A 21,580-nucleotide genomic window follows, 5' to 3' on the forward strand; every position below is an offset into this window, starting at 1 on the left:
TATGCGCGGCAACATCGCCCAACTGATGCAGCAGGCCCAGAAGATGCAGGAAAACCTGCAGAAGGCCCAGGAAGAAATCGCCAAGATCGAAGTGACCGGCAGCGCCGGTGGCGGCATGGTCAGCGTGACTCTGACCGGCGCCAAGGAATGCCGCAAGGTGCGCATCGACCCGTCGCTGGCCAGCGACCCGGAGATGCTGGAAGACCTGATCGCCGCCGCCTTCAACGATGCCTCGAACAAGATCGATGCCGAGTCGAAGTCGAAGATGGGTTCGGCCACCGCCGGCATGCAGCTGCCGCCGGGCATGAAGCTGCCGTTCTGATTTTCAGCGTGGCACCCGTGTAACCGGGTGCCACGGATCCCGTAGAGTCGAGCTTGCTCGACTGTTCCAACCTTCAGTCGAGCATGGCTCGACTCTACAAACAGCCGTCGAGCCTGCTCGACGCAATGAAAGCCTGCCGCCGTGTCCGCACCCCTGCTTGAACAATTGATCGACGCACTGCGGGTGCTGCCTGGCGTGGGCCAGAAGACGGCGCAGCGCATGGCCTACCACCTGCTCGAGCGCGAGCGCGAAGGTGGCCAGCGCCTGGCCGAAACCCTGGCGCTGGCGGTGGAGCGCATTGGCCACTGCTCGCAATGTCGCGACTTCAGCGAAACCGAGTTGTGCCCGACCTGTGCCAACAGCAGCCGCGAACGCAGCCAGCTGTGCGTGGTCGAATCGCCGGCCGACCGCCTGGCCATCGAAAACGCCACAGGTTTCCGCGGTGTCTACTTCGTGCTGCAGGGGCGGCTGTCGCCGCTCGATGGCATCGGCCCGCGCGAGCTGGGCCTGGAGCAATTGGAGCGGCGGCTGGCCGAAGGCGAGGTGCAGGAGCTGATCATCGCCACCAGCGCCACTGTGGAGGGGGAGGCCACCGCGCATTACCTGGCGCAGCTGGCGCGCGCACGCAAGGTGCAGCCCAGCCGCCTGGCGCAGGGCCTGCCGCTGGGCGGTGAACTGGAATACGTCGATCGTGGCACGCTGTCGCACGCGTTCGGGACGCGCAGCGAATTCCGCGATTGAGCAACGGCCGGCATGGCCGGGCGCGGGCGGCCTACAATGCGGACGACATACCCGCCGAGGCCGATCATGAGCAACGAAACCCTCTTCAGCAAGATCATCCGTCGCGAGATCCCGGCCACCATCGTCTACGAGGATGACGAGGTGCTGGGCTTCAAGGACATCGCACCGCAGGCGCCGGTGCACGTGCTGTTCATTCCGAAGAACGAGATCATTCCGACCCTGGATGACCTGCAGCCGTCGCAGGCGCACCTGATCGGCAAGCTGGCGCTGGCTGCCGCCGAGTACGCGCGCCGCGAGGGCTTTGCTCAGGACGGCTACCGCATCGTGATGAACTGCCGCGAGGATGCCGGGCAGACCGTGTTCCATATCCACATGCACCTGCTGGCCGGTGCGCCGCTGGGGCACTTCGGTACCCCGGGGCGTTGAAGCCCCTATCCACGCATGGCGTGGATCTACCGTATCCCGGCGTGGATGGAAAAGGCCGCCCGAGGGCGGCCTTTTCCGTCATGCCTGTGCGGTGATGATCACCACCAGCCCCAGCGACCATAGCCGCCCCAGTACGGGCCATACGGGCTCGGGCCCCACGGGCCATAGGGATAGGGCACCACGTCGACCTGACGCTGTTCCGGCCACAGGTAGATCACATCGGCCGACAGCTTCGGCAGGCGGTAGTCGTATTCGCCGATGCGGGTGTTCTGGTAGCCGTCGATCTTGCCGATGAAGGTCACGTCACGACCGGCTTCGAACACCGCCGGGTCGTAGAAGCCGGCACGGCAGGCGATGAAACGACCGTCGCTGGCATCGGACGAAGTGGTGTTCGGGCGGCCACTGCCATTGAGCGGGCGCGAGATGATCTGGAAGCAGGTCTCGCCCTGGCCGGGCTTGGTTTCGATGATGCGACCGCCCCAACGGACCGGCGTGCCGACCTGCTGGGTAGCGACTGAATCGCGAGGGGAGACCAGGCTGAACTGTCCCTGCAGCGGCTTGGGGGCCGTGGCGCAGGCCGACAGGGCCAGCGTGGCCACAGCGGTGAGAAGGAACTTGGTGTTCATGGGGAGGCTCCGGAAGTCGGGCGATGCCTGCGCAGGTCCCGCAATAATGAAGCGAGGTCGGTGCAAGTTCCAGCGTAACGCGCATCAGCGAAACGCTGGCTGAGCGCGAGCAGGGCCGGGTCAGGACGCTGCCGGTGTACGCGCTGTGCCCAGTCCTGGGCGGTTTCGTGCGGTTCACGGGCCAGGCCGAGGCGGGCGTAGCGCCGTCCGAGCCGGTGCCAGGCGCGCAGCAGCGGGTCGCGTTCGCGCTCGCCACGGGCCAGCAGCCAGGCCATCCACGCCAGCGCCAGCAGTGCGGCCACCACGAAGCCAGCGACCAGCTGCCCGGGGCCCAGATCGTCCAGCCCGAACGGCTTGAGCAGCTGTTGCTGGCGGCGCGCATCGAATGACAGCACCAGGTCGTTCCAGCCGCGGCGCAGCCAGTCGCCCAGCTCGCCCAGCTGCAGCCAACGCTGCTGCAGTGGCGTGTCCGTGCCGGCCTGCAGGCGGTCATCCAGTGTGTCCAGGATGCGTTCCGGTGCCACGGCTGCGGTCGGGTCGACCCGGACCCAGCCGCGCTGCGGCAGCCACACCTCGGCCCAGGCGTGGGCATCCATTCGCCGCACTACCCAGTAGTCGCCGATGCGGTTGCGGGTGCCGCCGGCGAAACCGGTCACCACCCGCGCCGGGACGCCGGCGTTGCGCATCAGCACCACGAAGGCCGAGCTGAAGTGTTCACAGAAGCCGGCCTTGTAGCCGAACAGGAACTCGTCGATCGGGTCGCGTCCCGCCGCAGGGGTGTCCAGCGTGTACGAGAAGTCGGTGGTGATCCACTGCAGCGCGCGGCGCACGATGGCCTCGTCATCGCTGCCAGCCTCCTGTCGCCATTGCTGCGCCAACGTGGCGGTGCGCGGGTTGAAGCCGGTCGGCAGCTGCAGCGTCGCGCGGCGCAGATAGGGCGACAGCGTGCTGTCGAAACGCAGTGGAGGGGCTGAATGCAACCGCCAGCGGCTGAGCGAGGCCAGCGGGCGTTCGCTGCTCAGGCTCATGTCCGCATCCAGCATGCTGCCTGCAGGCGCGCGGCTGGGCAGGTCCAGCGCCACCAGCTGGCGGCGTTCGGTCGGCTCGTAGTCGATCTGGTAATCCCAGCCCTGTGTACTTGCTTCAACCACCGCAGCAGGCCGCCGCGCGCTGGCGCGGTCGCGTGTCCAGCGCCGTCCATCGAAGGCGGTCAGTACAGGGCCGCGCCAGTAACGCTGCGCCGGCTCGGGTGGAATGCCGAAGAACTGCACGCGCAGCGCCGGGCTGTCGTCGGCCATCAGGTCCAACCACTGGCCGGGCTCCATGCTGTCGGACAACCCCGGCGTACCCACGGCGCGCTCGGGAACACCCCACAGTGGCGTGGCCAGGCGCGGGAACAGCCAGAAACAGGCCAATGCCAGCGGCAGGCCGATCGCCAACAGGCGGCCGACACCATGCAGCTGCCCGCGCAGTGGCAGGCGGCCGGCATGACCTTCATCCTGGGCCAGGCGTTGCAGCGCGATCAGTGCGCTGCCCCCGGCCAGCGCGGCCAGCGCGGTTGTCAGCGGCCCCTGGTCGAGCAGGAATGCTGCAAAGGGCGAGAACAGCGCGAAGCCGAGCAGGCTGCGGGCATCACGCAGGCTGCGCAGCTCGCTGGACTTGATCGCCAGCATCGCGGCCAGCAGTGCGCAACCGGTATCGCGCCCGGGGCGCACCATGCCCATCTGCCAGACGATGGCGCCGAGCATGCCCAGCACCAGCAGCAGGCGTACCGGCATCGGCAACACTGTCCGCCACGACAGGGCGGCGGTGATGATCGCCGCCAGCGCGATCACACCAGCCAGCAGTGGCGGCAGCTGCAGCAGCAACGGCAACAAGGCCAGCGCCGCGCTGGCCAGGGTCCAGTTGCGGGCATTGCGGTCGAGCAGGGCCGGGGTCTCAGTCATGCGGCATCAGCGCCAGCGCGCGCAGGCACAGGTGATGGTGGCTGGCGCCCTGACCGGGCCCGAACGGCGGGTGTGCAGGCAGCAGCAGGGTGTAGCGGCGGCCCTCGCGCTCTGCCACATCCACCCAGCGCGCCAATCGAGCGATGCGTGCTTCATGGCCCAACGGCGCCAACGAGCGCCAGTCGAGGATCACTTCGATGCCGACCGGCTTTTCGTACTCGCGCACCAGCAGGCTGTCGCGGCGTGCCGAGTGCTTCCAGGAAATGCTGCGCGGCGCATCGCCGGCCCGGTAGGGGCGTAGCTGATGCAGTTCCTCGCCGCTGGCATGGGCGCGGGTGTGCAGCGGATCGCTGCCGCTCTCCGGCAGTGCAGGCGCCACGGCTTCGGCCAGCGGGTAGACCAGCAGCGGCTGTTCCGGCCACACCCACGACCACGCCCGCACCAGGCCCAGCGGCTGGGTGGTGGACAGTCGGATGCGCGGCAGTTCCAGCCAGCCACGGCGTTCGCTGGGAACGTCCAGTTCCACTTCGCCACGGCCGTGCGCAGGCAGCGAGGTCCAGGCGTTGCTGTCACCCAGCTGCAGATGCAGGCCGTGCCGCGCACGCGGGTCACGCAGTGAGAGGTCCACGCGCAGACGCAACGGTTGCCCGGCCGCTACCGGCTCGGCGGAGATCGCATCGATCTGCACGCCGGACAACTGGAGATGCGCGGCAATGGCACTGGCGATTGCTGCTGCCGCGAGCAGCAGGGCCAGCAGCAGCGCCGGGTTGTTGTTGTAGTTCAGTGCGCCCAGCAGCATGGCCGTCAGCAGGGTGGCAACGAACAGGCCGAAGCGGGTGGGCAGCACATAGATGCGATGGCGGTCCAGCCGCCTCGGCAAGGCTTCGGGCCTGCGTGGCCGAGCCAGCAGCTGCATGCGTGCCCAGCGTGTGGCCACGCTCAGTCCACCGCGACGGTCTGCAGGATCGCGCGCGCCAGTGCCGGACCCGAACTGGATTCGGCTTCCGCCACCAGTCGGTGACCGGCCACCGCCACGAACAGGGTCTGCACGTCTTCGGGCACCACATGGCCGCGCCCCAGCAGCAGGGCATGTGCCTTGGCCGCGCGCAGCAGCGCCAGGCCCGCACGTGGCGACAGGCCCACGCGCACACCGGCATGCTGGCGGCTGCGGGTCAGCAGCGCCTGCACATAGTCGATCAGCGCGTCGCTGGCATGCACCTGGTTCACTGCGTCGCGCAGCGCGCGCACCTGGGTGTCATCCAGTTTCGGTACGGCACGCGCGATCAGGTCGCGGCGATCGCTGCCGCGCAGCAGCTCGCGCTCGGCCTGCGCGCTGGGGTAACCCATCGCCAGCCGCAACAGGAAGCGGTCCAGCTGCGAATCCGGCAGCGGGAACGTGCCGGACAGATCCACCGGGTTCTGCGTAGCGATCACGAAGAAAGGATCGGGCAGGGCATGGGTCTGTCCATCCAGGGTGACCTGTTGCTCGGCCATCGCTTCCAGCAACGCGCTCTGCGTGCGCGGTGGTGCGCGGTTGATCTCGTCGGCCAGCAGTACGTGGGTGAACACCGGGCCGGGGTGGAACTGGAACTGACGGCTGCCGGCTTCATACACCGACACGCCCAGCACATCGGCGGGCAACAGATCGGAGGTGAACTGCACGCGCTGGAAGCTGAGGCCGAGGCTGCTGGCCAGCGCATGCGCCAGCGTGGTCTTGCCCAGGCCGGGCAGATCTTCAATCAGCAGGTGACCGCCGGACAGCAATGCGACGAACGCCAGCCTGACTTCCGGCACCTTGCCCAGTACCAGTGCGTTCACCTGATCCTGTGCCTCCCGCAGGGCCTGACGCAATTGATCGGTTAGCATGCTGGGGTTGGGGGACGAAGCTGGCATGATCGTCTCAGATCTGGAATCCACTCGATTATCCATAGAGCAATGCAAGGCGAACAGCGCGCACGGACGATATTTCTCTGGTTATGGACGCTGGTCACAGCGGCCAAGCTGATCGTTGCCGCGCGCTTGCCGCTGTTCGTCGACGAAGCGTTCTATTGGCAGGAAGGCCAGCATCTGGCCGCGGCCTATTCGGATCTGCCCGGGTTGACCGCCTGGCTGGCCCGCCTGGGCGTGGAGCTCGGCGGTCATCACGTGCTTGCGCTGCGCCTGCCGTTCCTGGCCATCGGTGCGCTGTTGCCGCTGCTGGTGGTGCGCACGGCCACGCGCTGGTTCGGCAATGTGGCGGGTTGGCAGGCGGGCAGCCTCACGCTGTTGATGCCGTTGTCGGCGACGCTGGGCCTGCTGGCGGTACCCGACGTGCCGATGGCGCTGGCGGCGGTGATCTGCCTGCACGCCGGTGCGCGCCTGCTGCACAACGTGGATGCCTCCTCGGCGATGAAGCTGGCGCTGGGCCTGCTGATCGGTGCGCTCAGCCACTACCGTTTCATCGGTGTCATCGGCGTCGGTTTCATCGCGCTGCTGGCATTGCCGCAGGGGCGGCGCATGCTGGCCGATCCGCGCGTGTGGGTCGCACTGGCGGTGGGCGTGCTGGCATGGCTGCCACTGCTGGCGTGGAATGCGGACAACCACGATGCCGGTCTGAAATTCCAGGTGGTCGAGCGTCATCCCTGGGCCTTTGAATGGGGCGGGCTGTGGTTCCTGGTGATCCAGCCGATGCTGGTGACGCCGATCCTGTGCATGGCGATGTGGAAGGTGGCGCTGGCAGGAACCCGGAGCGGTGGCGGTGCGCGCGTGCAGTGGCGCTATTTCGGCCTGGTGGGCGGCGTATCCACGTTGGGCATTTTCGTGCTTGGCTTCTTCACTGACGTCGAGCGGATCAGTTTCCATTGGCCGCTGCCGGGCTACCTCGCACTGCTGGTGGCGGTGCCGGTAGTGCTCAACGGCTGGCCGCGCTGGCTGCGCCGCACCGGCTGGTGGCTGGCAGGCGCGGGCATGGTGCTGGCGTTCGGCTACTACCTGATGGCATCCACGCCGGCACTGCGCGAGCAGATGGCCGGCAGCAAGTACTACCCGCGCAATTTCGCTGGCTGGCAACCACTGGCCGTAGCGGTCCATGAAGAGCTTCGGCAGATGCCGGAAGGGACGCGCGTGCTGGCCGGCAACTTCAAGGTCGGCGCCGAACTGGGCTTCCAGCTGGGCAATGGCAACATCGAGGTGCTGCCGCATCCGCTCAATGACAAGCATGGCCGCACCGCGCAGCTGGCACAGTGGGGCCTGCTGCATGAGGGCGAGCGCACGGCGCCGATGCTGCTGGTGCTGTCACCCAGCGACCAGCGCTATCGCGAACTGCTGGAGCGCTATCACGCCATCTGCGATCAGGTGGGGCCGATGCCGGCGCCACGCGTGGTCAGCAGTGATCACGGGTTCCAGCGCTTCCTGTTGTTCCGCCTGCCGGTGCAGCGCGCGGAAGGGCCGTGCGTGACGCCGGCGATGGCGTGGCTGGATGCGCCTTCCAATGGCGAGAAGGTGTCCGGCACGTTCGCGATCAAGGGCTGGGCGTTCAAGGATGGCGTCGGCCTGGCACGCGTCGAAGTGCTGGTCGATGGCCGTTCCATCGGTGACGCCCGCTATGGGCGTGTGTTCGACGTGCGCCCCGTGTGGCCGGACAGCACCGATCCGCAGCACCCGGCGGTGGGCTTCGACGCATCGCTGGATACCACCACGCTGGCGCCGGGCAGGCATTGGCTGGGCCTGCGCCTGTATGGCCGCGATGGCAGCGTGGAAGAGTGGCAGGAGCAGCCGTTCGAAGTTCGTTGAGTCCTGCTTTTGTAGAGTCGAGCCATGCTCGACTGCTTCTCCAAAGACAGTCGAGCATGGCTCGACTCTACAAAGGGCAGCCGAGCATGGGCTCGGCTCTACAGGTTGGCGGAAGCCCTCAGGGCACCGCGTATCCCGCCCTGCGCAGCAATCCGCATACCGCAATCAGCGGCAGGCCGACCAGCGCGGTCGGGTCGCGGTTGTCGATGGCGTCGAACAGGCTGATGCCCAGGCCCTCGCATTTGAAGCTGCCGGCGCAGTCCAGTGGCTGCTCGGTGGTCACGTAGCGGGCGATCTCGTCCGGTTCCAGTGCGCGGAAGCAGACTTCGGTCAGATCGACGGCCGTGAATGATTCTCCATCACGGCTGAGACAGACGGCGGTGTGGAAGCGCACGGTCTGCCCGGACATCGCTGCCAGCTGCGCACAGGCGGCCTCGACCGTACCGGGTTTGCCCAGCGGCTGGCCGTTCAGGTCCGCGACCTGGTCCGAGCCGATTACCCAGGCGCCCGGATGGCGGGCAGCCACCTCGGCGGCCTTGGCCGCAGCCAGGCGCGTGGCCAGAGCCCGCGGCGCTTCGCCATTCAACGGGGTTTCATCCACCTCCGGGCGCGCGCAGTCGAAGGCAAGGCCCAATCGCTGCAGCAGCTCGCGGCGGTAGCGGGAGGTGGAGGCCAGGACCAGTGACATGCGAGAATACCGGGGCAGGGCGCGGCAGTCTGGCGTGTCCGCAGCGCCAGCGGCAAGTCCTGTATGGCGGGCATTTGACAGCCGCCGCCCCGATCCTTAGTATTCAGCGGCTTATGTCCGCGAACGTGCCCGAAACGCTGGATGCCTGGCGGATGGTTGTAGCGCGAAGGCGCTTCGACGGTCAGGTGTCCCTGGCTGAATTGACCCGCCTGCAGGGGTTGGTCGCAGATACCGACGGTGAGTGCAATTACTCGCTTGAATTCGGTCGCGACGACGTCTTGCGGGTATCCTATGTGGAATTGACCATCGACACCGCGTTGCCGCTGACCTGTCAGCGCAGCATGCAGCGATTCCTGTTGCCGGTGAAGATGACCCAGAGGCTTGGCCTGATCCGCGACGAGGACGAGGAATCGTCCCTGCCGGAGGAGTACGAGGCGTTGCTGGTGCCGGAAGACGGCCAGCTGCGTCCGCTGGACCTGGTCGAGGACGAGCTGGTGCTGGCAGTGCCTGTGGTGCCGCTGTCGCCCGACGGTGAAGCAGTCGACAAGGACTGGGCGCCGAGCGAAGAAGAAACAAAGCAGGCCAACCCGTTCGCGGCGTTGGCGGCACTGAAGAAACAATAGCAGCCGGATTGTCGTCGGCGGCTGCGGCGAAAGCGAAAGTGTGCTGGGCGCTGGCGTCCTGCGCGACGATACGACGAAGCAAAACGAACCGAGTTTGGAGCAATCCCATGGCTGTGCAGAAATCCCGTGTCACCCCGTCCCGCCGCGGCATGCGTCGTGCGCATGACGCCCTGAGCGCCAAGCAGCTGTCGACCGACCCGACCACCGGCGAAGTGCACCTGCGTCACCACATCACTGCCGATGGTTTCTACCGCGGCAAGAAGGTCATCCAGACCAAGACCTCGGCCGTCGAAGAAGATTGATGTGCCGGGAAGGCCGCTGCCCCCGGGCAGCGGCCTTTGCCTTCTTTCCCGGGTGTGCCGGTGATCGGCGGCCCGCGCAACAGGAAACATGATGAGCAAGCGGATCTACTCGAGGATCGCGGGCACCGGTAGCTATTTGCCGGAAAAAGTCCTGACCAACGCCGACCTGGAAAAAATGGTCGAAACCTCGGATGAGTGGATCCAGTCGCGCACCGGCATTCGTGAGCGGCACATCGCGGCCGAAGGCGAAACCACCAGCGACCTTGGTTACAACGCCGCCCTGCGCGCGCTTGAAGCCGCAGGCATCGACGCCTCGCAGCTCGACATGATCGTGGTCGGCACGACCACCCCTGATCTCATTTTCCCGTCCACCGCGTGCCTGATCCAGGCAAAGCTCGGTGTGGCCGGGTGCCCCGCCTTCGACGTCAACGCCGCCTGCTCGGGCTTCGTGTTCGCGTTGGGCGTGGCCGACAAGTTCATCCGCTCCGGCGACTGCAGGCACGTGCTGGTGATCGGCACCGAAACGCTGACCCGCATGGTCGACTGGAACGATCGCACCACCTGCGTGCTGTTCGGCGATGGCGCCGGCGCCGTCGTGCTCAAGGCCGACGAAGACACCGGCATCCTCAGCACCCACCTGCATGCCGATGGCAGCAAGAAGGAGCTGCTGTGGAACCCGGTTGGCGTTTCGACCGGCTTCAAGGACGGCGCCAATGGCGGCGGCACCATCAACATGAAGGGCAACGACGTGTTCAAGTACGCCGTCAAGGCGCTGGACTCGGTCGTGGACGAGACTCTGGCTGCCAACGGCCTGGACAAGTCCGACCTGGATTGGCTGATTCCGCACCAGGCCAACCTGCGCATCATCGAAGCCACCGCCAAGCGCCTGGACATGTCGATGGACCAGGTCGTGGTCACCGTCGACAAGCACGGCAATACCTCGTCCGGCTCGGTGCCGCTGGCGCTGGACGCCGCCGTGCGCTCGGGCAAGGTCGAACGTGGCCAGCTGCTGCTGCTGGAAGCCTTCGGCGGCGGCTTCACGTGGGGTTCGGCTCTGCTGCGCTATTGATAGTGCAAGTTACGACAACGTGAAGCTTTGTCGTTGCGGCCCCTCTGGGGCCGTAACGCGTTTAAGGAGGACCTGTCATGGTTGAGCCCATCGTCATCGAAGGGCAACGTGCCTGGCTGAAGCAGTACGGCAAGGGAAGCCGCGCGCTGGCCCTTGGCCTGCTCAATTTTGTTGCCCGTCGTTTTCATCTGGATGCCCTGCGCCCGCCGCCGCACCGTGGTGGTGACGCCGCGCGCGAAACCGAAGCCCGTCGCCTTGCAGAACTGCAGGCGCAGGGCGTGAACGTGCCCGATGTGCTGGGCACCGGCCATGCTGCGCTGGTGATCGGCGACAACGGCAGTTCGTTCAATACCTGCCTGCGCGAAGCCGACGAGGCCGGTCGCGACCGCCTGGTGATGGCGGCCATGCTGGCCATTGCCGCAGCGCATGCGCGCGGCGCCTATTTCGGCCAGCCGTTGCCGCGCAATCTCACCTGGGATGGCGAGAGGGTCGGTTTCATCGACTTCGAGGAAGATCCGCTGGAAGTGATGGATCTGTCCGAAGCGCAGGCCCGCGACTGGCTGATGTTCGGCTATGGCGTGGCCAAGTACTACGCCGACCGCCCCGAGCACCTGCAGGCGATGATGGCCGAGGCGATGGGCGATGCGCAGGCGCCGGTGCGCGAGCACGTGCACGCGGTCACTGGCCGCCTGCGCAGCCTGGCCCGGGTCTGCATGAAGCTGGGCCGCTCGGCGCGCGCGCTGGCCCACTCCATCTTCATCGCCCATGGCGCCAGCACCGCTGGCGTGCTGATGCTGGTGGGCCTGTGCGTGGATTTCCTCGCCGACGGCGATCTGGACGTCCTGCAGCTGTTCTGCTGACTGTGCGTCCGTCGGGCCATGCCCGGCGGCGTTCCGCGGCTGGCCCACCATACGCGTGCATACGCGCACGTACAGACGACACGGCATGTTCCCCCTTATCATGGCCCGCTTCGATTGCAACAAGCGGATGACCGCGTGACCGTATCCACCCTCGCTTTTGTCTTCCCCGGCCAGGGCTCGCAGTCTGTGGGCATGGTGGCCGAGCTGGCTGAACTGCACCCGCAGGTGCGTGAAGCCTTCACCGAGGCATCCGATGGTGCCGGCGTCGACCTGTGGGCGCTGTCCCAGGGTGGCCCGGAGGAAATGCTCAACCGCACCGAATACACCCAGCCGGCCCTGCTGGCCGCAAGCATCGGCGTGTGGCGCGCCTGGAACGCCGTGGGCGGTCCGCGCCCGTCGGTGCTGGCCGGTCACAGCCTGGGCGAGTACACCGCCCTGGTTGCCGCTGGCGCGCTGAGCCTGCATGACGGTGCGCACCTGGTGCGCCTGCGCGGCCAGCTGATGCAGGAAGCCGCACCGGCCGGCGTCGGTGCCATGGCCGCCGTGCTCGGCGCCGAAGACCAGCTGGTGCTGGACGTCTGCGCCGAAGCCGCAGGCAGCCAGGTGGTGGTGCCGGCCAACTTCAATTCACCGGGCCAGATCGTGATCGGTGGCGACGCCGACGCGGTCGACCGTGCGCTGGCGCTGCTGGCCGAGAAGGGCGTGCGCAAGGCGGTCAAGCTGGCCGTGAGCGTGCCCTCGCACACCCCGTTGATGCGCGAAGCCGCCAACCGCCTGGCCGAAGTGATGGCCGGCCTGGCCTGGCAGGCGCCGCAGCTGCCGGTGGTGCAGAACGTCGACGCGAAGGTGCATGACGGCATTGACGCGATCCGTACCGCGCTGGTCCAGCAGCTGTACCAGCCGGTGCAGTGGACCGGGTGCGTGCAGGCGCTGGCTGGCCGTGGCGTCACTCGGATCGCCGAGTGCGGCCCGGGCAAGGTGCTGACCGGTCTGGTCAAGCGCATCGACAAGGCCATCGACGGCCGTTCGCTGGCCACGCCAGGCGACTTCGAAGCCGCCCGCGAGGCATGGTCGGCCTGATCCCCCTTGTTCCTGCCGACCGTACCGGTGGCCGCTGCAAGCGGTACGGGTACGGCGGCCGTCCCAGCCTGAGGAAAACATCATGAGCAAGCCCCTGCAGGGTGAAATCGCACTGGTCACCGGCGCCAGCCGTGGCATTGGTGCCGCCATCGCCGATCTGCTGGCCGCCCAGGGCGCCACCGTCATCGGCACCGCCACCACCGAATCCGGCGCCGCCGCGATCGGTGAGCGCCTGGCCGCCCACGGTGGCCACGGCCGCGCGCTGAACGTCACCGACGCAGCTGCGCTGGACAGTGTGCTCGATGGCATCGCCAAGGAATTCGGCCCGATCTCGATCCTGGTGAACAATGCCGGCATCACCCGCGACAACCTGCTGATGCGCATGAAGGACGAGGACTGGGCGTCGATCATCGACACCAACCTGACCAGCGTGTTCCGCACCAGCAAGGCGGTGATGCGCGGCATGATGAAGGCGCGCAAGGGCCGCATCATCAACATCGCATCGGTGGTGGGCGTGACCGGCAATGCCGGCCAGGCCAACTACGCTGCCGCCAAGGCCGGCATCATCGGCTTCAGCAAGTCGCTGGCCAAGGAAATCGGTTCGCGCGGTGTCACCGTCAATGTTGTCGCACCCGGCTTCATCGACACCGACATGACCAAGGCGTTGCCGGAAGAAGCGCGTACCGCGCTGATCAACGACATCGCCCTCGAACGCCTGGGTTCGCCGGAAGACATCGCCCATGCGGTGGCCTTCCTGGCCGGCCCGGCTGCCGGTTACATCACCGGCGAAACCCTCCATGTGAACGGTGGCATGTACATGCCGTAAGCAAGGGGCGCAGGGATTGCGCCGCAAGTGGTTGATCTGCGGAGGTTTTTGCTGCGATGCAAGGCCGCGCCGGTTTCCACTACACTATCCCACGGCCATCGCCTTTGATGGCGACCACTTTTGAACCACAACTCCATCTGGAGCGAGATCCCATGAGCACCATCGAAGAACGCGTCAAGAAAATCGTCGTCGAACAGCTTGGCGTCAAGGAAGAAGAAGTCACCAACAGCGCATCGTTCGTCGATGACCTGGGCGCTGACTCGCTGGACACCGTCGAGCTGGTGATGGCCCTGGAAGAAGAATTCGAGTGCGAGATCCCGGACGAAGAAGCCGAGAAGATCAGCACCGTGCAGGCCGCCATCGACTACATCAAGGCCCACGTCAAGGCCTGATGTCAGACGGCAGTGCGCGCGCGGGCCCATGCTCGCCGCGCACCGCACCCCATGGGGCCGCTGTTGCGGCCCCGTGTGTTTGAGCATCACACCGAAGCAAACCGAGTTGCCCGTTGAAATCATCCGGGCCAGGAGAATCAGCAATGAAGCGTCGCGTCGTCGTAACCGGCCTGGGTATCGTCTCGCCGTTGGGCAATGATCTGGCCAGCAGCTGGGAAGGCATCACCCAGGGTCGTTCGGGCATCGGTCCGCTGACCAACGTTTCTGATGCCTATCTGGATCGGTTCACCACCAAGATTGCAGGTGAGGTCAAGGGATTCGACATCACCGCCGACAATGAACTGTTCGGCAAGTTCCGGGTCAGCGGCAAGGATGCCAAGAAGATGGACCCGTTCATCCATTACGGCCTCGGTGCCTCGTTCATGGCCCTGCATGACTCGGGCCTTGAGATCACCGACGCCAATGCCGAGCGCATCGGCGCCATCGTCGGCGCCGGCATCGGCGGCCTGCTCGGCATCGAAGAGCAGACCATCGAGTTCCATGAGGGCAAGAAGATCTCGCCCTTCTACGTGCCCAAGACCATCATCAACATGCTGCCGGGCCAGCTGAGCATCATCACCGGCCTGAAGGGCCCGTCGTTCTCGGCGGTGTCTGCGTGCGCGACCTCGAACCATTCGATCGGCACCGCCATGCGCATGATCCAGTACGGCGATGCCGACGTGATGGTGGTCGGTGGTGCCGAGCGTGGCTCGTCGCCGACCGCACTGGGCGGCTTCTGCGCGATGAAGGCCATGAGCACCCGCAACGACGCCCCGGAACAGGCCTCGCGCCCGTGGGACAAGGACCGTGACGGCTTCGTGCTGGGCGACGGCGCCGGCATCCTGATCCTGGAAGAGTACGAGCACGCCAAGGCACGTGGCGCGAAGATCTACTGCGAACTGGCCGGCTTCGGCGCCAGCTCCGACGCGTACCACATGACCGCACCGAGCGAGAACGGCGAAGGCGCCGCGCGCTGCATGGTCATGGCCATGAAGGACGCCGGCGTGACCCCGGAACAGGTGGGCTACCTCAACGCGCACGGCACCTCCACGCCGCTGGGCGACCTGGGCGAGACCATGGCGATGAAGACCGCCTTCGGCGACCACGCCTACAAGATGATGGTCAGCTCCACCAAGTCGATGACCGGCCACCTGCTCGGCGCTGCCGGTGGCGTGGAAGCGATCTTCTCGGTGATGGCGCTGCAGGACAACGTCATCCCGCCGACCATCAACCTGCAGCAGCCGGGCGAAGGCTGCGACCTGGACTACGTGCCCAATGAAGCACGCCAGGCCAAGGTCGACGTGGTGATGTCCAATGGCTTTGGCTTCGGCGGCACCAACGGCACGCTGATCTTCAAGCGCGTCTGACCGACGTTGTAGAGTCGAGCTTGCTCGACTCCGCCCTTGTGTAGAGTCGAGCCATGCTCGACTGAACGTGCAACACAGTCGAGCAAGCTCGACTCTACGCACGAGGAGGCCGCCGCAAGGCGGCTTCCGTGCATCTGAATCCCCGAACTGGCCGCCATGACCCACGCACCGCTGATCCACCCGCTGCCGCACCCGATCGATCTGCTGGCCCTGCAGCAGCACGACCCGTCGCGCTTCCCGCTGCTGATGGAATCCACCGCCTCGGGCACTGCCCAGGGCCGCTGGAGCCTGCTGCTGGCGGCGCAGGGCGATAGCCTGCGGCTGGATGCCGATGGCCAGGTGCGCGACCAGCACGACGCGGTGCAGGCCGGCAGCTTCCTGCAGGTGCTCGACCGCGCCTGGCAGCAGGAACGCCTGCCGCATGACGGCAGCCACAGCCTGCCGTTCCGCGGCGGTTGGGCGTTGATGCTGGACTACGAAGTGGCCAGCCAGATAGAACCGGTGCTGCCGGCGCGCGCACGCGAGGACGGCCGCCCGACCGCGCTGGCGCTGCGCTGCCCGGCCGCGGTGCTGCACGACCACCACAACGAGGCCAGCTTCGTCATCGCCGAAGCCGGTGAGCAGGCGTTGCTGGATGCGCTGGTGGCACTGGCCTCGGCCGTGCTGCCCGAAGCCGGGCAGGGCTGGCAGCCGCCGCAGTCGGTGGGCGAGGATGCGCCGCAGCGCTTCACCGACGGTGTGCGCCGGGTGATCGAGTACCTGCGTGCCGGCGATGTGTTCCAGGTGAACCTGTCGCGGCGCTGGAGCGCGCAGTTCGCCGCGCCGGTCAGTCCGCAGGCGCTGTACGCGCAGCTGCGCCGTGCCAACCCGGCACCGTTCGCCGGCCTGTTCAGCGCGCACGGCCGCCATGTGGTCAGTTCCTCGCCGGAACGGCTGGTGTCGGTGCATGCCGGCCACGCGCAGACCCGCCCGATTGCCGGCACGCGTCCGCGCTTCGAGGGGGATGATGATGCCGCGCGCATCCAGGAGCTGGTCGGTCACCCCAAGGAGCGTGCCGAGCACGTGATGCTGATCGACCTGGAACGCAACGACCTGGGCCGCATCTGCCTGCCCGGCACCGTGGTGGTCGATGAGCTGATGACCGTGGAGAGCTACGCGCACGTGCATCACATCGTCAGCAACGTCAGCGGCCATCTGCGCCCGGAGGTCACCCCCGGCGAGGTGATCGCCGCCACCTTCCCCGGCGGCACCATCACCGGCTGCCCGAAGGTGCGCTGCATGCAGATCATCAGCGAGCTGGAGCAGGTGCCGCGTGGTGCCTACACCGGCGCGTTCGGCTGGCTGAACCGCGATGGCGACCTGGACCTGAACATCCTGATCCGCACCGCCGAAGTGGATGGCCACGAGGTGAGCTTCCGCACCGGCGCCGGCATCGTGGTCGACTCGGACCCGGACAAGGAACTGGACGAGACCTGCGCCAAGGCCCGCGGCCTGCTACGCGCGCTGGGCCAGCAGGGGTAGGCGTATTCCGGTAGTGCCGGCCGCTGGCCGGCAACCTCATGCACCCATGATCCGCGCGATTGCCGGCCAGCGGCCGGCACTACCGGTACCGGTGGGTGCCATTGTTCGGGTGGGTGCCGACCGTCGGTCGGCACAGGCGCATGCCCCCGGTCATGACCCCAATCCACCGGCACGGTATCCTGCACGACGGAATCGAGTTCAGAGGTAGTCCATGGCGGGAGCCAAGCGCGGGTGTCTGTTCGTGGTAACGCTGGTGGTGGTGCTGGCCGCCGTCGTGGCCGGCGCGGGCGCATGGTTCTTCTACCAGCAGACCCGGTTCGCCGACGCCCCGATCACCCCGTCCGCCGAGAGCGTGGTCATCGCCAGCGGCGATGGCATGAACAGCGTGCTGCGCAAGCTGCGCGACGCCGGCGTGGACGAGGGCCAGGACGCGCAGTGGCAGCTGCTGGCGCGCCAGCTCGATGCAGCCGGCAAGCTGAAGGTGGGTGAGTACGCGCTCAGCAGCGACCTGACCCCGCGTGATCTGCTGCTGCGCATGCGCGCCGGCAAGGTGCTGCAGCACCGCGTCACGATCATTGAAGGCTGGAACATCCGCCAGTTGCGTGCCGCGCTCAAGCGCGCCGAGCCGCTGCTGCACACCACCGACAACCTCGATGACGCCGCGTTGATGCAGCGCCTCGGTTTCGGTGGCCAGCATCCGGAAGGCCGCTTCCTGCCGGAGACCTACGTCTACCAGCGTGGCGACAGCGATCTGGATGTGCTCAAGCGTGCTCACGCTGCAATGCAGGACGCACTGGATGAAGCCTGGGAAAGCCGCGCGCCGGACCTGCCGATCAACACGCCCTACGAACTGCTGACGATGGCCTCGATCATCGAGAAGGAAACCGCGCTGGCCAGCGAGCGTCCGCAGATTGCCGGCGTGTTCATGCGCCGCCTGAAGATCGGCATGCGCCTGCAGACCGACCCGACCGTGATCTACGGCATCGGTGCTGCGTATGACGGCAACATCCGCCGCCGCGACCTGACCACCGATACGCCCTACAACACCTACACCCGCGCTGGCCTGACCCCGACCCCGATCGCCATGCCCAGCCGCGATGCGCTGATGGCAGCCGCGCAACCCGCAGCGGGCGACGCGCTGTACTTCGTCGCCGTCGGCGATGGTAGTGGTGCGCACGTGTTCTCGCCCAGCCTGGACCAGCACAACGCCGCAGTGGCCCGCTACCTGCAGCAGCTGCGCCAGCAACGTACCAAGGAGACCCCGGCGCAATGAGTCCCGCGCTGCTTCGCCACCCGCGTTTCGTCAGCCTGGAAGGCGGCGAGGGCGCAGGCAAGACCACCGCCATCAATGCCATCCGTGACTGCCTGCGCAGCCACGGCCACGAGGTGGTGCTGACCCGCGAGCCGGGCGGTACGCCGCTGGCCGAGCGCATCCGTGGCCTGGTGCTGAAACCCGATGCCGAGATCGCCGCCGAGCCGCTCAGCGCCGAAGCCGAGCTGCTGCTGGTGTTCGCTGCACGCGCGCAGCATGTGCGCCAGGTGATCCATCCGGCACTGCAGCGCGGCGCCTATGTGCTGAGCGATCGCTTCACCGATTCCAGCTATGCCTACCAGGGCGGTGGCCGTGGCCTCGACCCGCAGTGGATTGCCGATCTGGAACGACGCGCGGTGGGCCTGCTGCCGGGCCTGACCCTGCTGCTGGACGTGGACGTGGCAGTAGGCCGCGCACGCGCCAATGGCCGCGACCTGTGGCCGGACCGCATCGAGAGCGAACAGGATGATTTCTTCCAGCGCGTGCGCGAAGTGTTCCGCAGCCGCGCGCAGCAGGACCCGCAGCGCTTCGCGCTGATCGACGCCGGCCAGGTGCAGGCGCGTGTAGCGGCCGATGTGGTCGCGCAGGTCGAGCGCTGGCTGCAGGACGGGGAGGGCGCATGAGCACATTCTCGCCGTGGCAGCAGCGCGCGTTCGAACAGACTGTTGCCGCGCTCGATGCCGACCGCCTTGGTCATGGCCTGCTGATCTGTGGGCCGGCCGGGTTGGGCAAGCGCGAGGTGGCACTGGCGCTGGCCGACCACGTGCTGGCGCGCGGCGATGCCGCGCATGCCATGCGCACGCGCCAGCTGATCGCCGCCGGCACCCATCCTGACCTGCAGCTGGTCAGCTTCATTCCGAACAAGAGCGGCGACAAGCTGCGCACCGAGATCGTCATCGAGCAGGTGCGCGAGATCACCGACAAGCTGGCGCTGACCCCGCAGTACGGCGTGGCGCAGGTGGTGATCGTCGACCCCGCCGATGCGATCAACCGCTCGGCGGCCAACGCGCTGCTGAAGACGCTGGAAGAGCCGCAGCCCGGCCGCTACCTGTGGCTGATCAGCAGCGACCCGGCGCGCCTGCCGCAGACCATCCGCAGCCGTTGCCAGCGTCTGGAATTCAAGTTGCCGCCGCAGCACGAAGCGCTGGCCTGGCTGCAGCAGCAGGGCCACAGCGAAGCATCGGCGCGCGAAGCGCTGGACGCGGCGCGCGGCCACCCCGGCCAGGCCGACAACTGGCTGCGCGAAGATGGCCTGAGCCTGCGCCGCGAAGTGGGCCGCGAGCTGGAACAGCTGGCCGCCGGCAAGACCGGCGCGGTGGAGCTGGCGCAGAAGTGGTGCGGTGATGACAACGCGGCGCTGCGCCTGCGCTTCGCCGCCGACCTGGCGCTGGCCCAGGCCAGCACCGATGCCTTGACCACGCCGGAGCGATTGCACAAGCTTGCAGCCTGGTTCGATGCGGCCAACCGCACCCGCGACCTGCTGCGCACCACGGTGCGTGCAGACCTTGCCGTGGTCGAGTTGCTGCTGGCCTGGAACAAGGTGAACGAGCGGCCTGCCGCAAGGGGAAATCGATGAGTGCCAGCAACGCCCGCCAGGGCATCCTGTCCCTGGCCGTGAAGGACAAAGCCGCGCTGTACAGCGCGTACATGCCATTCGTGAAGAACGGCGGCATCTTCGTGCCCACGCCCAAGCGCTACTTCCTGGGTGACGAAGTGTTCCTGTTGCTGACCCTGCCCGATTCCAGCGAGCGCCTGCCGGTGGCCGGCAAGGTGATCTGGGTGACCCCGGCCGGCGCGCAGGGTAACCGCACCGCCGGCATCGGCGTGCAGCTGGCCGACGGTGCCGAAGGCGAGGGCGTGCGCCACAAGATCGAGACCCTGCTGGCCGGCCTGACCGGCTCGGACAAGCCGACCCATACGATGTAACGGCGCGCGGATTGCCGCCCTCGGTAGCGCCGGGCCATGCCCGGCGGCGTCCCTCGAAATGCCTGTGAACACGAATGTGAAAAACGGTTGACGGCCTCTGAAAAGCCCCTATAATGAGCGGCTCAGCAACACACCGGGCGGTTAGCTCAGCGGTAGAGCATTGCCTTCACACGGCAAGGGTCACAGGTTCGATCCCTGTACCGCCCACCATGTTGCAGAACGAAAGAAGCCTCCAGCAATGGGGGCTTTTTTGTTGCCTGTGATTCCGTAGTACCCGCCGAAGCGATCACCGTTTCAGCCGAGGTCCTCCAGCAGCTCGCGCGCGATCATCGCGGTTGCATCCAGCAGGTCGTGACCGCTGCCGGCCCGCACCACCACCGCCAGCAGGCTACGGCCCACATCGGCATTGCCGCCGCTCAGTTCCATCTCGCCTTCAAAGCACAGATCGGCCAACCATTCATGGGCCTGCTGCAGTCCGCGCTTGCGGACGCGGCGGAACTCCGCGAGCAGCTTCGCCTGGCCGGCCTCCTGCTCACCATCGGCAAGCAGGCCGATGGCACCGCCGTGCGCCGCGCGCCAGATGGCCGGTAGCGGGCGACCGTTCGCGTCCACCACGTCCGCCGAGAACTGCGCGCAGTACATTTCGTAGCGCTTGCCCGCTGTGCTGCAGGGCACGATGCCGGTCTCGGCCAGCAGGCGTTCGGCTTCATCCAGTTTGCTGAACTTCAAGCGCAGCAGTGCAGGACGGCTCAGGTGTTGTGCCAGCGCCTGCTGGTTGGCGGTGAACCAGACGTTCCAGCCCACGCTTGCGCGGCCTTCCAGTGCGGCCTTGAAGTACTCCAGGTGTTCGGCGTCCATTGCGGCCTCCTGCGCTCCCTGCTCGATTGTAGCGGGCGCAAATCCGGGCCGGTCAGGCGTCGTCGCCGGAGAGGCAATGATGTGCCTCGCGTACCAGCTGTCGCGCGGCCACGATCAGCCCGTCGGTGTGGAAGGCGCCCAACTGTTCGTCCGGGTCGCCTTCGTTACGCACGTGGGCGGGCCCGTGCCACGAATGGAAGCAGAGGGTTCCATCCCTGCGCTGTCCCGCCGCCCCGGGCAGGCGTAGTCTCAGCCCGTCGCCGTGCCCATCCACTCTGGAGTGCCACCATGCCGCTCGCCCGCATTGATCTTCGCAAAGGTAAATCCGCCGACTACCTGCAACGCGTCGGCGAAACCATCTACCAGGCCATGCGCTCGGTGGGCGTGCCGGAGAACGATCGCTTCCAGATCTTCCAGCAACATGAGCCGGGCACGTTGATCTATGACCCCGGCTACCTGGGCGTGGACCGCACCGACGATTTCATCTGCATCCAGATCACCTGGAACGAAGGGCGCACGCTGGAGCAGAAGAAGGCGCTGTACGCCGGCATCGCCGAGGGCCTGCACGCGGCGGTGGGTATCCGCCGCGAGGATGTGTTCATCAACCTGGTGGAAGTGAAGCGGGAAAACTGGTCGTTCGGGAACGGGCAGGCGCAGTACGTGAGTTGATGCGCGAAGCGCATCCACGCATGGCGTGGTTCCACAGCGTGGTGGGCGTGCGCAGGGAGGGCGTGCCCATCGCTGTGGCCGGCAGCACAGCCCTGCGTCACCGTGTCGCAGGGGGCAAACCCTGAACCGGGTCCAAGGTTGGTCAGGGCCCCGTAGAATGGCGGCGTGCGTCGTTCTGTCCTCCACCGCCGGTTCCAGGCCCTGGCATGGCTTGCC

The 21,580-nt window shown here is 67.1% G+C and carries 24 protein-coding genes and 1 tRNA gene; 19 read left to right on the forward strand and 6 right to left on the reverse strand.

Features of this window, described 5'->3' with window-relative positions:
* Position 1 precedes the first annotated feature (1 nt).
* The 3 genes from ACZK13_RS04485 (at position 2) to ACZK13_RS04495 (ending at position 1,489) form a co-directional block, all read left to right on the forward strand.
* Positions 2-322 (forward strand): YbaB/EbfC family nucleoid-associated protein, encoded by a 321-nt coding sequence (locus ACZK13_RS04485; protein ID WP_004154630.1) that lies wholly within the window; start codon positions 2-4, stop codon positions 320-322.
* A gap of 141 nt (positions 323-463) precedes the next feature.
* Entirely contained in the window at positions 464-1,063 is a 600-nt protein-coding gene (gene recR / locus ACZK13_RS04490) for a recombination mediator RecR (RefSeq protein WP_121504037.1), read from the forward strand.
* A gap of 66 nt (positions 1,064-1,129) precedes the next feature.
* Positions 1,130-1,489, forward strand: coding sequence for a histidine triad nucleotide-binding protein (locus tag ACZK13_RS04495; protein ID WP_014646179.1), 360 nt, complete (start codon positions 1,130-1,132; stop codon positions 1,487-1,489).
* Positions 1,490-1,587: 98 nt separating this feature from the next.
* On the opposite strand, the gene ACZK13_RS04500 is transcribed toward ACZK13_RS04495, so the two are convergent.
* Genes ACZK13_RS04500 through ACZK13_RS04515 form a run of 4 tightly spaced genes read right to left on the reverse strand, consistent with a single transcriptional unit; the run spans position 1,588 to position 5,954 of the window.
* A complete protein-coding gene (locus tag ACZK13_RS04500; RefSeq protein WP_032127773.1) occupies positions 1,588-2,115 on the reverse strand; it encodes a Slp family lipoprotein in 528 nt (175 codons plus the stop codon).
* Entirely contained in the window at positions 2,112-4,061 is a 1,950-nt protein-coding gene (locus ACZK13_RS04505) for a transglutaminase TgpA family protein (RefSeq protein ID WP_253143541.1), read from the reverse strand. The genes ACZK13_RS04500 and ACZK13_RS04505 overlap by 4 nt, the downstream gene beginning before the upstream one ends.
* The gene (locus tag ACZK13_RS04510) at positions 4,054-4,977 is read right to left on the reverse strand and encodes a DUF58 domain-containing protein (protein WP_185749964.1); all 924 of its coding nucleotides are present in this window, start codon (positions 4,975-4,977) and stop codon (positions 4,054-4,056) included. The genes ACZK13_RS04505 and ACZK13_RS04510 overlap by 8 nt, the downstream gene beginning before the upstream one ends.
* A 23-nt stretch (positions 4,978-5,000) precedes the next feature.
* Complete coding sequence (locus ACZK13_RS04515; protein ID WP_032127770.1) at positions 5,001-5,954, reverse strand: AAA family ATPase; 954 nt, start codon at positions 5,952-5,954, stop codon at positions 5,001-5,003.
* A 42-nt stretch (positions 5,955-5,996) separates the two neighbouring features.
* Here ACZK13_RS04515 and ACZK13_RS04520 point away from each other — a divergent pair, with 42 nt between their 5' ends.
* On the forward strand, positions 5,997-7,832 hold the full coding sequence (locus ACZK13_RS04520) for a glycosyltransferase family 39 protein (RefSeq protein WP_253143542.1): 1,836 nt from the start codon (positions 5,997-5,999) through the stop codon (positions 7,830-7,832).
* A 118-nt stretch (positions 7,833-7,950) separates the two neighbouring features.
* Here ACZK13_RS04520 and ACZK13_RS04525 read toward each other — a convergent pair whose 3' ends face one another.
* Positions 7,951-8,520, reverse strand: a complete 570-nt coding sequence (locus ACZK13_RS04525; protein WP_180838179.1) for a Maf family protein — start codon at positions 8,518-8,520, stop codon at positions 7,951-7,953.
* A gap of 113 nt (positions 8,521-8,633) precedes the next feature.
* On the opposite strand from ACZK13_RS04525, the gene ACZK13_RS04530 reads away from it, so the two are divergent.
* The 14 genes from ACZK13_RS04530 to ACZK13_RS04595 all read left to right on the forward strand — a co-directional run bounded on the left by ACZK13_RS04530 (position 8,634) and on the right by ACZK13_RS04595 (position 20,047).
* On the forward strand, positions 8,634-9,143 hold the full coding sequence (locus ACZK13_RS04530; RefSeq protein WP_032127767.1) for a YceD family protein: 510 nt from the start codon (positions 8,634-8,636) through the stop codon (positions 9,141-9,143).
* Positions 9,144-9,250: 107 nt separating this feature from the next.
* Positions 9,251-9,445, forward strand: coding sequence for a 50S ribosomal protein L32 (rpmF, locus tag ACZK13_RS04535; RefSeq protein WP_004154640.1), 195 nt, complete (start codon positions 9,251-9,253; stop codon positions 9,443-9,445).
* Positions 9,446-9,536: 91 nt separating this feature from the next.
* Positions 9,537-10,514 (forward strand): beta-ketoacyl-ACP synthase III, encoded by a 978-nt coding sequence (locus ACZK13_RS04540; protein WP_032127766.1) that lies wholly within the window; start codon positions 9,537-9,539, stop codon positions 10,512-10,514.
* Positions 10,515-10,591: 77 nt separating this feature from the next.
* Positions 10,592-11,374, forward strand: a complete 783-nt coding sequence (locus ACZK13_RS04545; RefSeq protein ID WP_125895270.1) for a BUD32 family EKC/KEOPS complex subunit — start codon at positions 10,592-10,594, stop codon at positions 11,372-11,374.
* A 135-nt stretch (positions 11,375-11,509) separates the two neighbouring features.
* Entirely contained in the window at positions 11,510-12,454 is a 945-nt protein-coding gene (gene fabD, locus ACZK13_RS04550; RefSeq protein WP_032127764.1) for an ACP S-malonyltransferase, read from the forward strand.
* An 82-nt stretch (positions 12,455-12,536) separates the two neighbouring features.
* Positions 12,537-13,280 carry a 3-oxoacyl-ACP reductase FabG gene (gene fabG, locus ACZK13_RS04555; RefSeq protein ID WP_004146899.1) on the forward strand — a complete coding sequence of 248 codons (744 nt, stop codon included), beginning with the start codon at positions 12,537-12,539 and terminating at the stop codon, positions 13,278-13,280.
* 152 nt (positions 13,281-13,432) lie between these two features.
* Positions 13,433-13,672, forward strand: coding sequence for an acyl carrier protein (acpP, locus tag ACZK13_RS04560; protein WP_005415509.1), 240 nt, complete (start codon positions 13,433-13,435; stop codon positions 13,670-13,672).
* Between the two features lie 143 nt (positions 13,673-13,815).
* Positions 13,816-15,078, forward strand: a complete 1,263-nt coding sequence (gene fabF / locus ACZK13_RS04565; protein ID WP_049463472.1) for a beta-ketoacyl-ACP synthase II — start codon at positions 13,816-13,818, stop codon at positions 15,076-15,078.
* 156 nt (positions 15,079-15,234) lie between these two features.
* Positions 15,235-16,599, forward strand: a complete 1,365-nt coding sequence (locus tag ACZK13_RS04570) for an aminodeoxychorismate synthase component I (RefSeq protein ID WP_253143543.1) — start codon at positions 15,235-15,237, stop codon at positions 16,597-16,599.
* Positions 16,600-16,810: 211 nt separating this feature from the next.
* The gene (gene mltG / locus ACZK13_RS04575) at positions 16,811-17,872 is read left to right on the forward strand and encodes an endolytic transglycosylase MltG (protein ID WP_049400647.1); all 1,062 of its coding nucleotides are present in this window, start codon (positions 16,811-16,813) and stop codon (positions 17,870-17,872) included.
* A complete protein-coding gene (gene tmk / locus ACZK13_RS04580) occupies positions 17,869-18,534 on the forward strand; it encodes a dTMP kinase (RefSeq protein ID WP_197655865.1) in 666 nt (221 codons plus the stop codon). Before mltG ends, tmk begins: the two co-directional genes overlap by 4 nt.
* Complete coding sequence (locus ACZK13_RS04585; RefSeq protein ID WP_121504033.1) at positions 18,531-19,487, forward strand: DNA polymerase III subunit delta'; 957 nt, start codon at positions 18,531-18,533, stop codon at positions 19,485-19,487. Before tmk ends, ACZK13_RS04585 begins: the two co-directional genes overlap by 4 nt.
* On the forward strand, positions 19,484-19,837 hold the full coding sequence (locus tag ACZK13_RS04590) for a PilZ domain-containing protein (RefSeq protein WP_005412452.1): 354 nt from the start codon (positions 19,484-19,486) through the stop codon (positions 19,835-19,837). Before ACZK13_RS04585 ends, ACZK13_RS04590 begins: the two co-directional genes overlap by 4 nt.
* A 135-nt stretch (positions 19,838-19,972) precedes the next feature.
* Positions 19,973-20,047: transfer RNA gene (locus tag ACZK13_RS04595), tRNA-Val, on the forward strand.
* 84 nt (positions 20,048-20,131) lie between these two features.
* On the opposite strand, the gene ACZK13_RS04600 is transcribed toward ACZK13_RS04595, so the two are convergent.
* Entirely contained in the window at positions 20,132-20,695 is a 564-nt protein-coding gene (locus tag ACZK13_RS04600; RefSeq protein ID WP_478482298.1) for a hypothetical protein, read from the reverse strand.
* A gap of 288 nt (positions 20,696-20,983) precedes the next feature.
* Between ACZK13_RS04600 and ACZK13_RS04605 the strand changes: the two genes are divergently transcribed.
* On the forward strand, positions 20,984-21,364 hold the full coding sequence (locus ACZK13_RS04605; RefSeq protein WP_253143544.1) for a tautomerase family protein: 381 nt from the start codon (positions 20,984-20,986) through the stop codon (positions 21,362-21,364).
* Positions 21,365-21,580: the final 216 nt, after the last annotated feature.

Source organism: Stenotrophomonas sp. 99219_Sma, assembly GCF_056480785.1.

Bases quoted from the DNA above. Each gene is read 5' to 3' on its own strand.
- acpP (WP_005415509.1), top strand. From the start codon at position 13,433: ATGAGCACCATCGAAGAACGCGTCAAGAAAATCGTCGTCGAACAGCTT.
- ACZK13_RS04545 (WP_125895270.1), top strand. From the start codon at position 10,592: ATGGTTGAGCCCATCGTCATCGAAGGGCAACGTGCCTGGCTGAAGCAG.
- ACZK13_RS04590 (WP_005412452.1), top strand. From the start codon at position 19,484: ATGAGTGCCAGCAACGCCCGCCAGGGCATCCTGTCCCTGGCCGTGAAG.
- fabF (WP_049463472.1), top strand. From the start codon at position 13,816: ATGAAGCGTCGCGTCGTCGTAACCGGCCTGGGTATCGTCTCGCCGTTG.
- rpmF (WP_004154640.1), top strand. From the start codon at position 9,251: ATGGCTGTGCAGAAATCCCGTGTCACCCCGTCCCGCCGCGGCATGCGT.
- ACZK13_RS04525 (WP_180838179.1), bottom strand. From the start codon at position 8,520: ATGTCACTGGTCCTGGCCTCCACCTCCCGCTACCGCCGCGAGCTGCTG.
- mltG (WP_049400647.1), top strand. From the start codon at position 16,811: ATGGCGGGAGCCAAGCGCGGGTGTCTGTTCGTGGTAACGCTGGTGGTG.
- tmk (WP_197655865.1), top strand. From the start codon at position 17,869: ATGAGTCCCGCGCTGCTTCGCCACCCGCGTTTCGTCAGCCTGGAAGGC.
- ACZK13_RS04570 (WP_253143543.1), top strand. From the start codon at position 15,235: ATGACCCACGCACCGCTGATCCACCCGCTGCCGCACCCGATCGATCTG.
- ACZK13_RS04500 (WP_032127773.1), bottom strand. From the start codon at position 2,115: ATGAACACCAAGTTCCTTCTCACCGCTGTGGCCACGCTGGCCCTGTCG.
- ACZK13_RS04505 (WP_253143541.1), bottom strand. From the start codon at position 4,061: ATGACTGAGACCCCGGCCCTGCTCGACCGCAATGCCCGCAACTGGACC.
- ACZK13_RS04485 (WP_004154630.1), top strand. From the start codon at position 2: ATGCGCGGCAACATCGCCCAACTGATGCAGCAGGCCCAGAAGATGCAG.
- ACZK13_RS04605 (WP_253143544.1), top strand. From the start codon at position 20,984: ATGCCGCTCGCCCGCATTGATCTTCGCAAAGGTAAATCCGCCGACTAC.
- ACZK13_RS04510 (WP_185749964.1), bottom strand. From the start codon at position 4,977: ATGCAGCTGCTGGCTCGGCCACGCAGGCCCGAAGCCTTGCCGAGGCGG.
- ACZK13_RS04585 (WP_121504033.1), top strand. From the start codon at position 18,531: ATGAGCACATTCTCGCCGTGGCAGCAGCGCGCGTTCGAACAGACTGTT.
- ACZK13_RS04540 (WP_032127766.1), top strand. From the start codon at position 9,537: ATGAGCAAGCGGATCTACTCGAGGATCGCGGGCACCGGTAGCTATTTG.
- ACZK13_RS04495 (WP_014646179.1), top strand. From the start codon at position 1,130: ATGAGCAACGAAACCCTCTTCAGCAAGATCATCCGTCGCGAGATCCCG.
- fabG (WP_004146899.1), top strand. From the start codon at position 12,537: ATGAGCAAGCCCCTGCAGGGTGAAATCGCACTGGTCACCGGCGCCAGC.
- ACZK13_RS04520 (WP_253143542.1), top strand. From the start codon at position 5,997: ATGCAAGGCGAACAGCGCGCACGGACGATATTTCTCTGGTTATGGACG.
- ACZK13_RS04515 (WP_032127770.1), bottom strand. From the start codon at position 5,954: ATGCCAGCTTCGTCCCCCAACCCCAGCATGCTAACCGATCAATTGCGT.
- ACZK13_RS04530 (WP_032127767.1), top strand. From the start codon at position 8,634: ATGTCCGCGAACGTGCCCGAAACGCTGGATGCCTGGCGGATGGTTGTA.
- ACZK13_RS04600 (WP_478482298.1), bottom strand. From the start codon at position 20,695: ATGGACGCCGAACACCTGGAGTACTTCAAGGCCGCACTGGAAGGCCGC.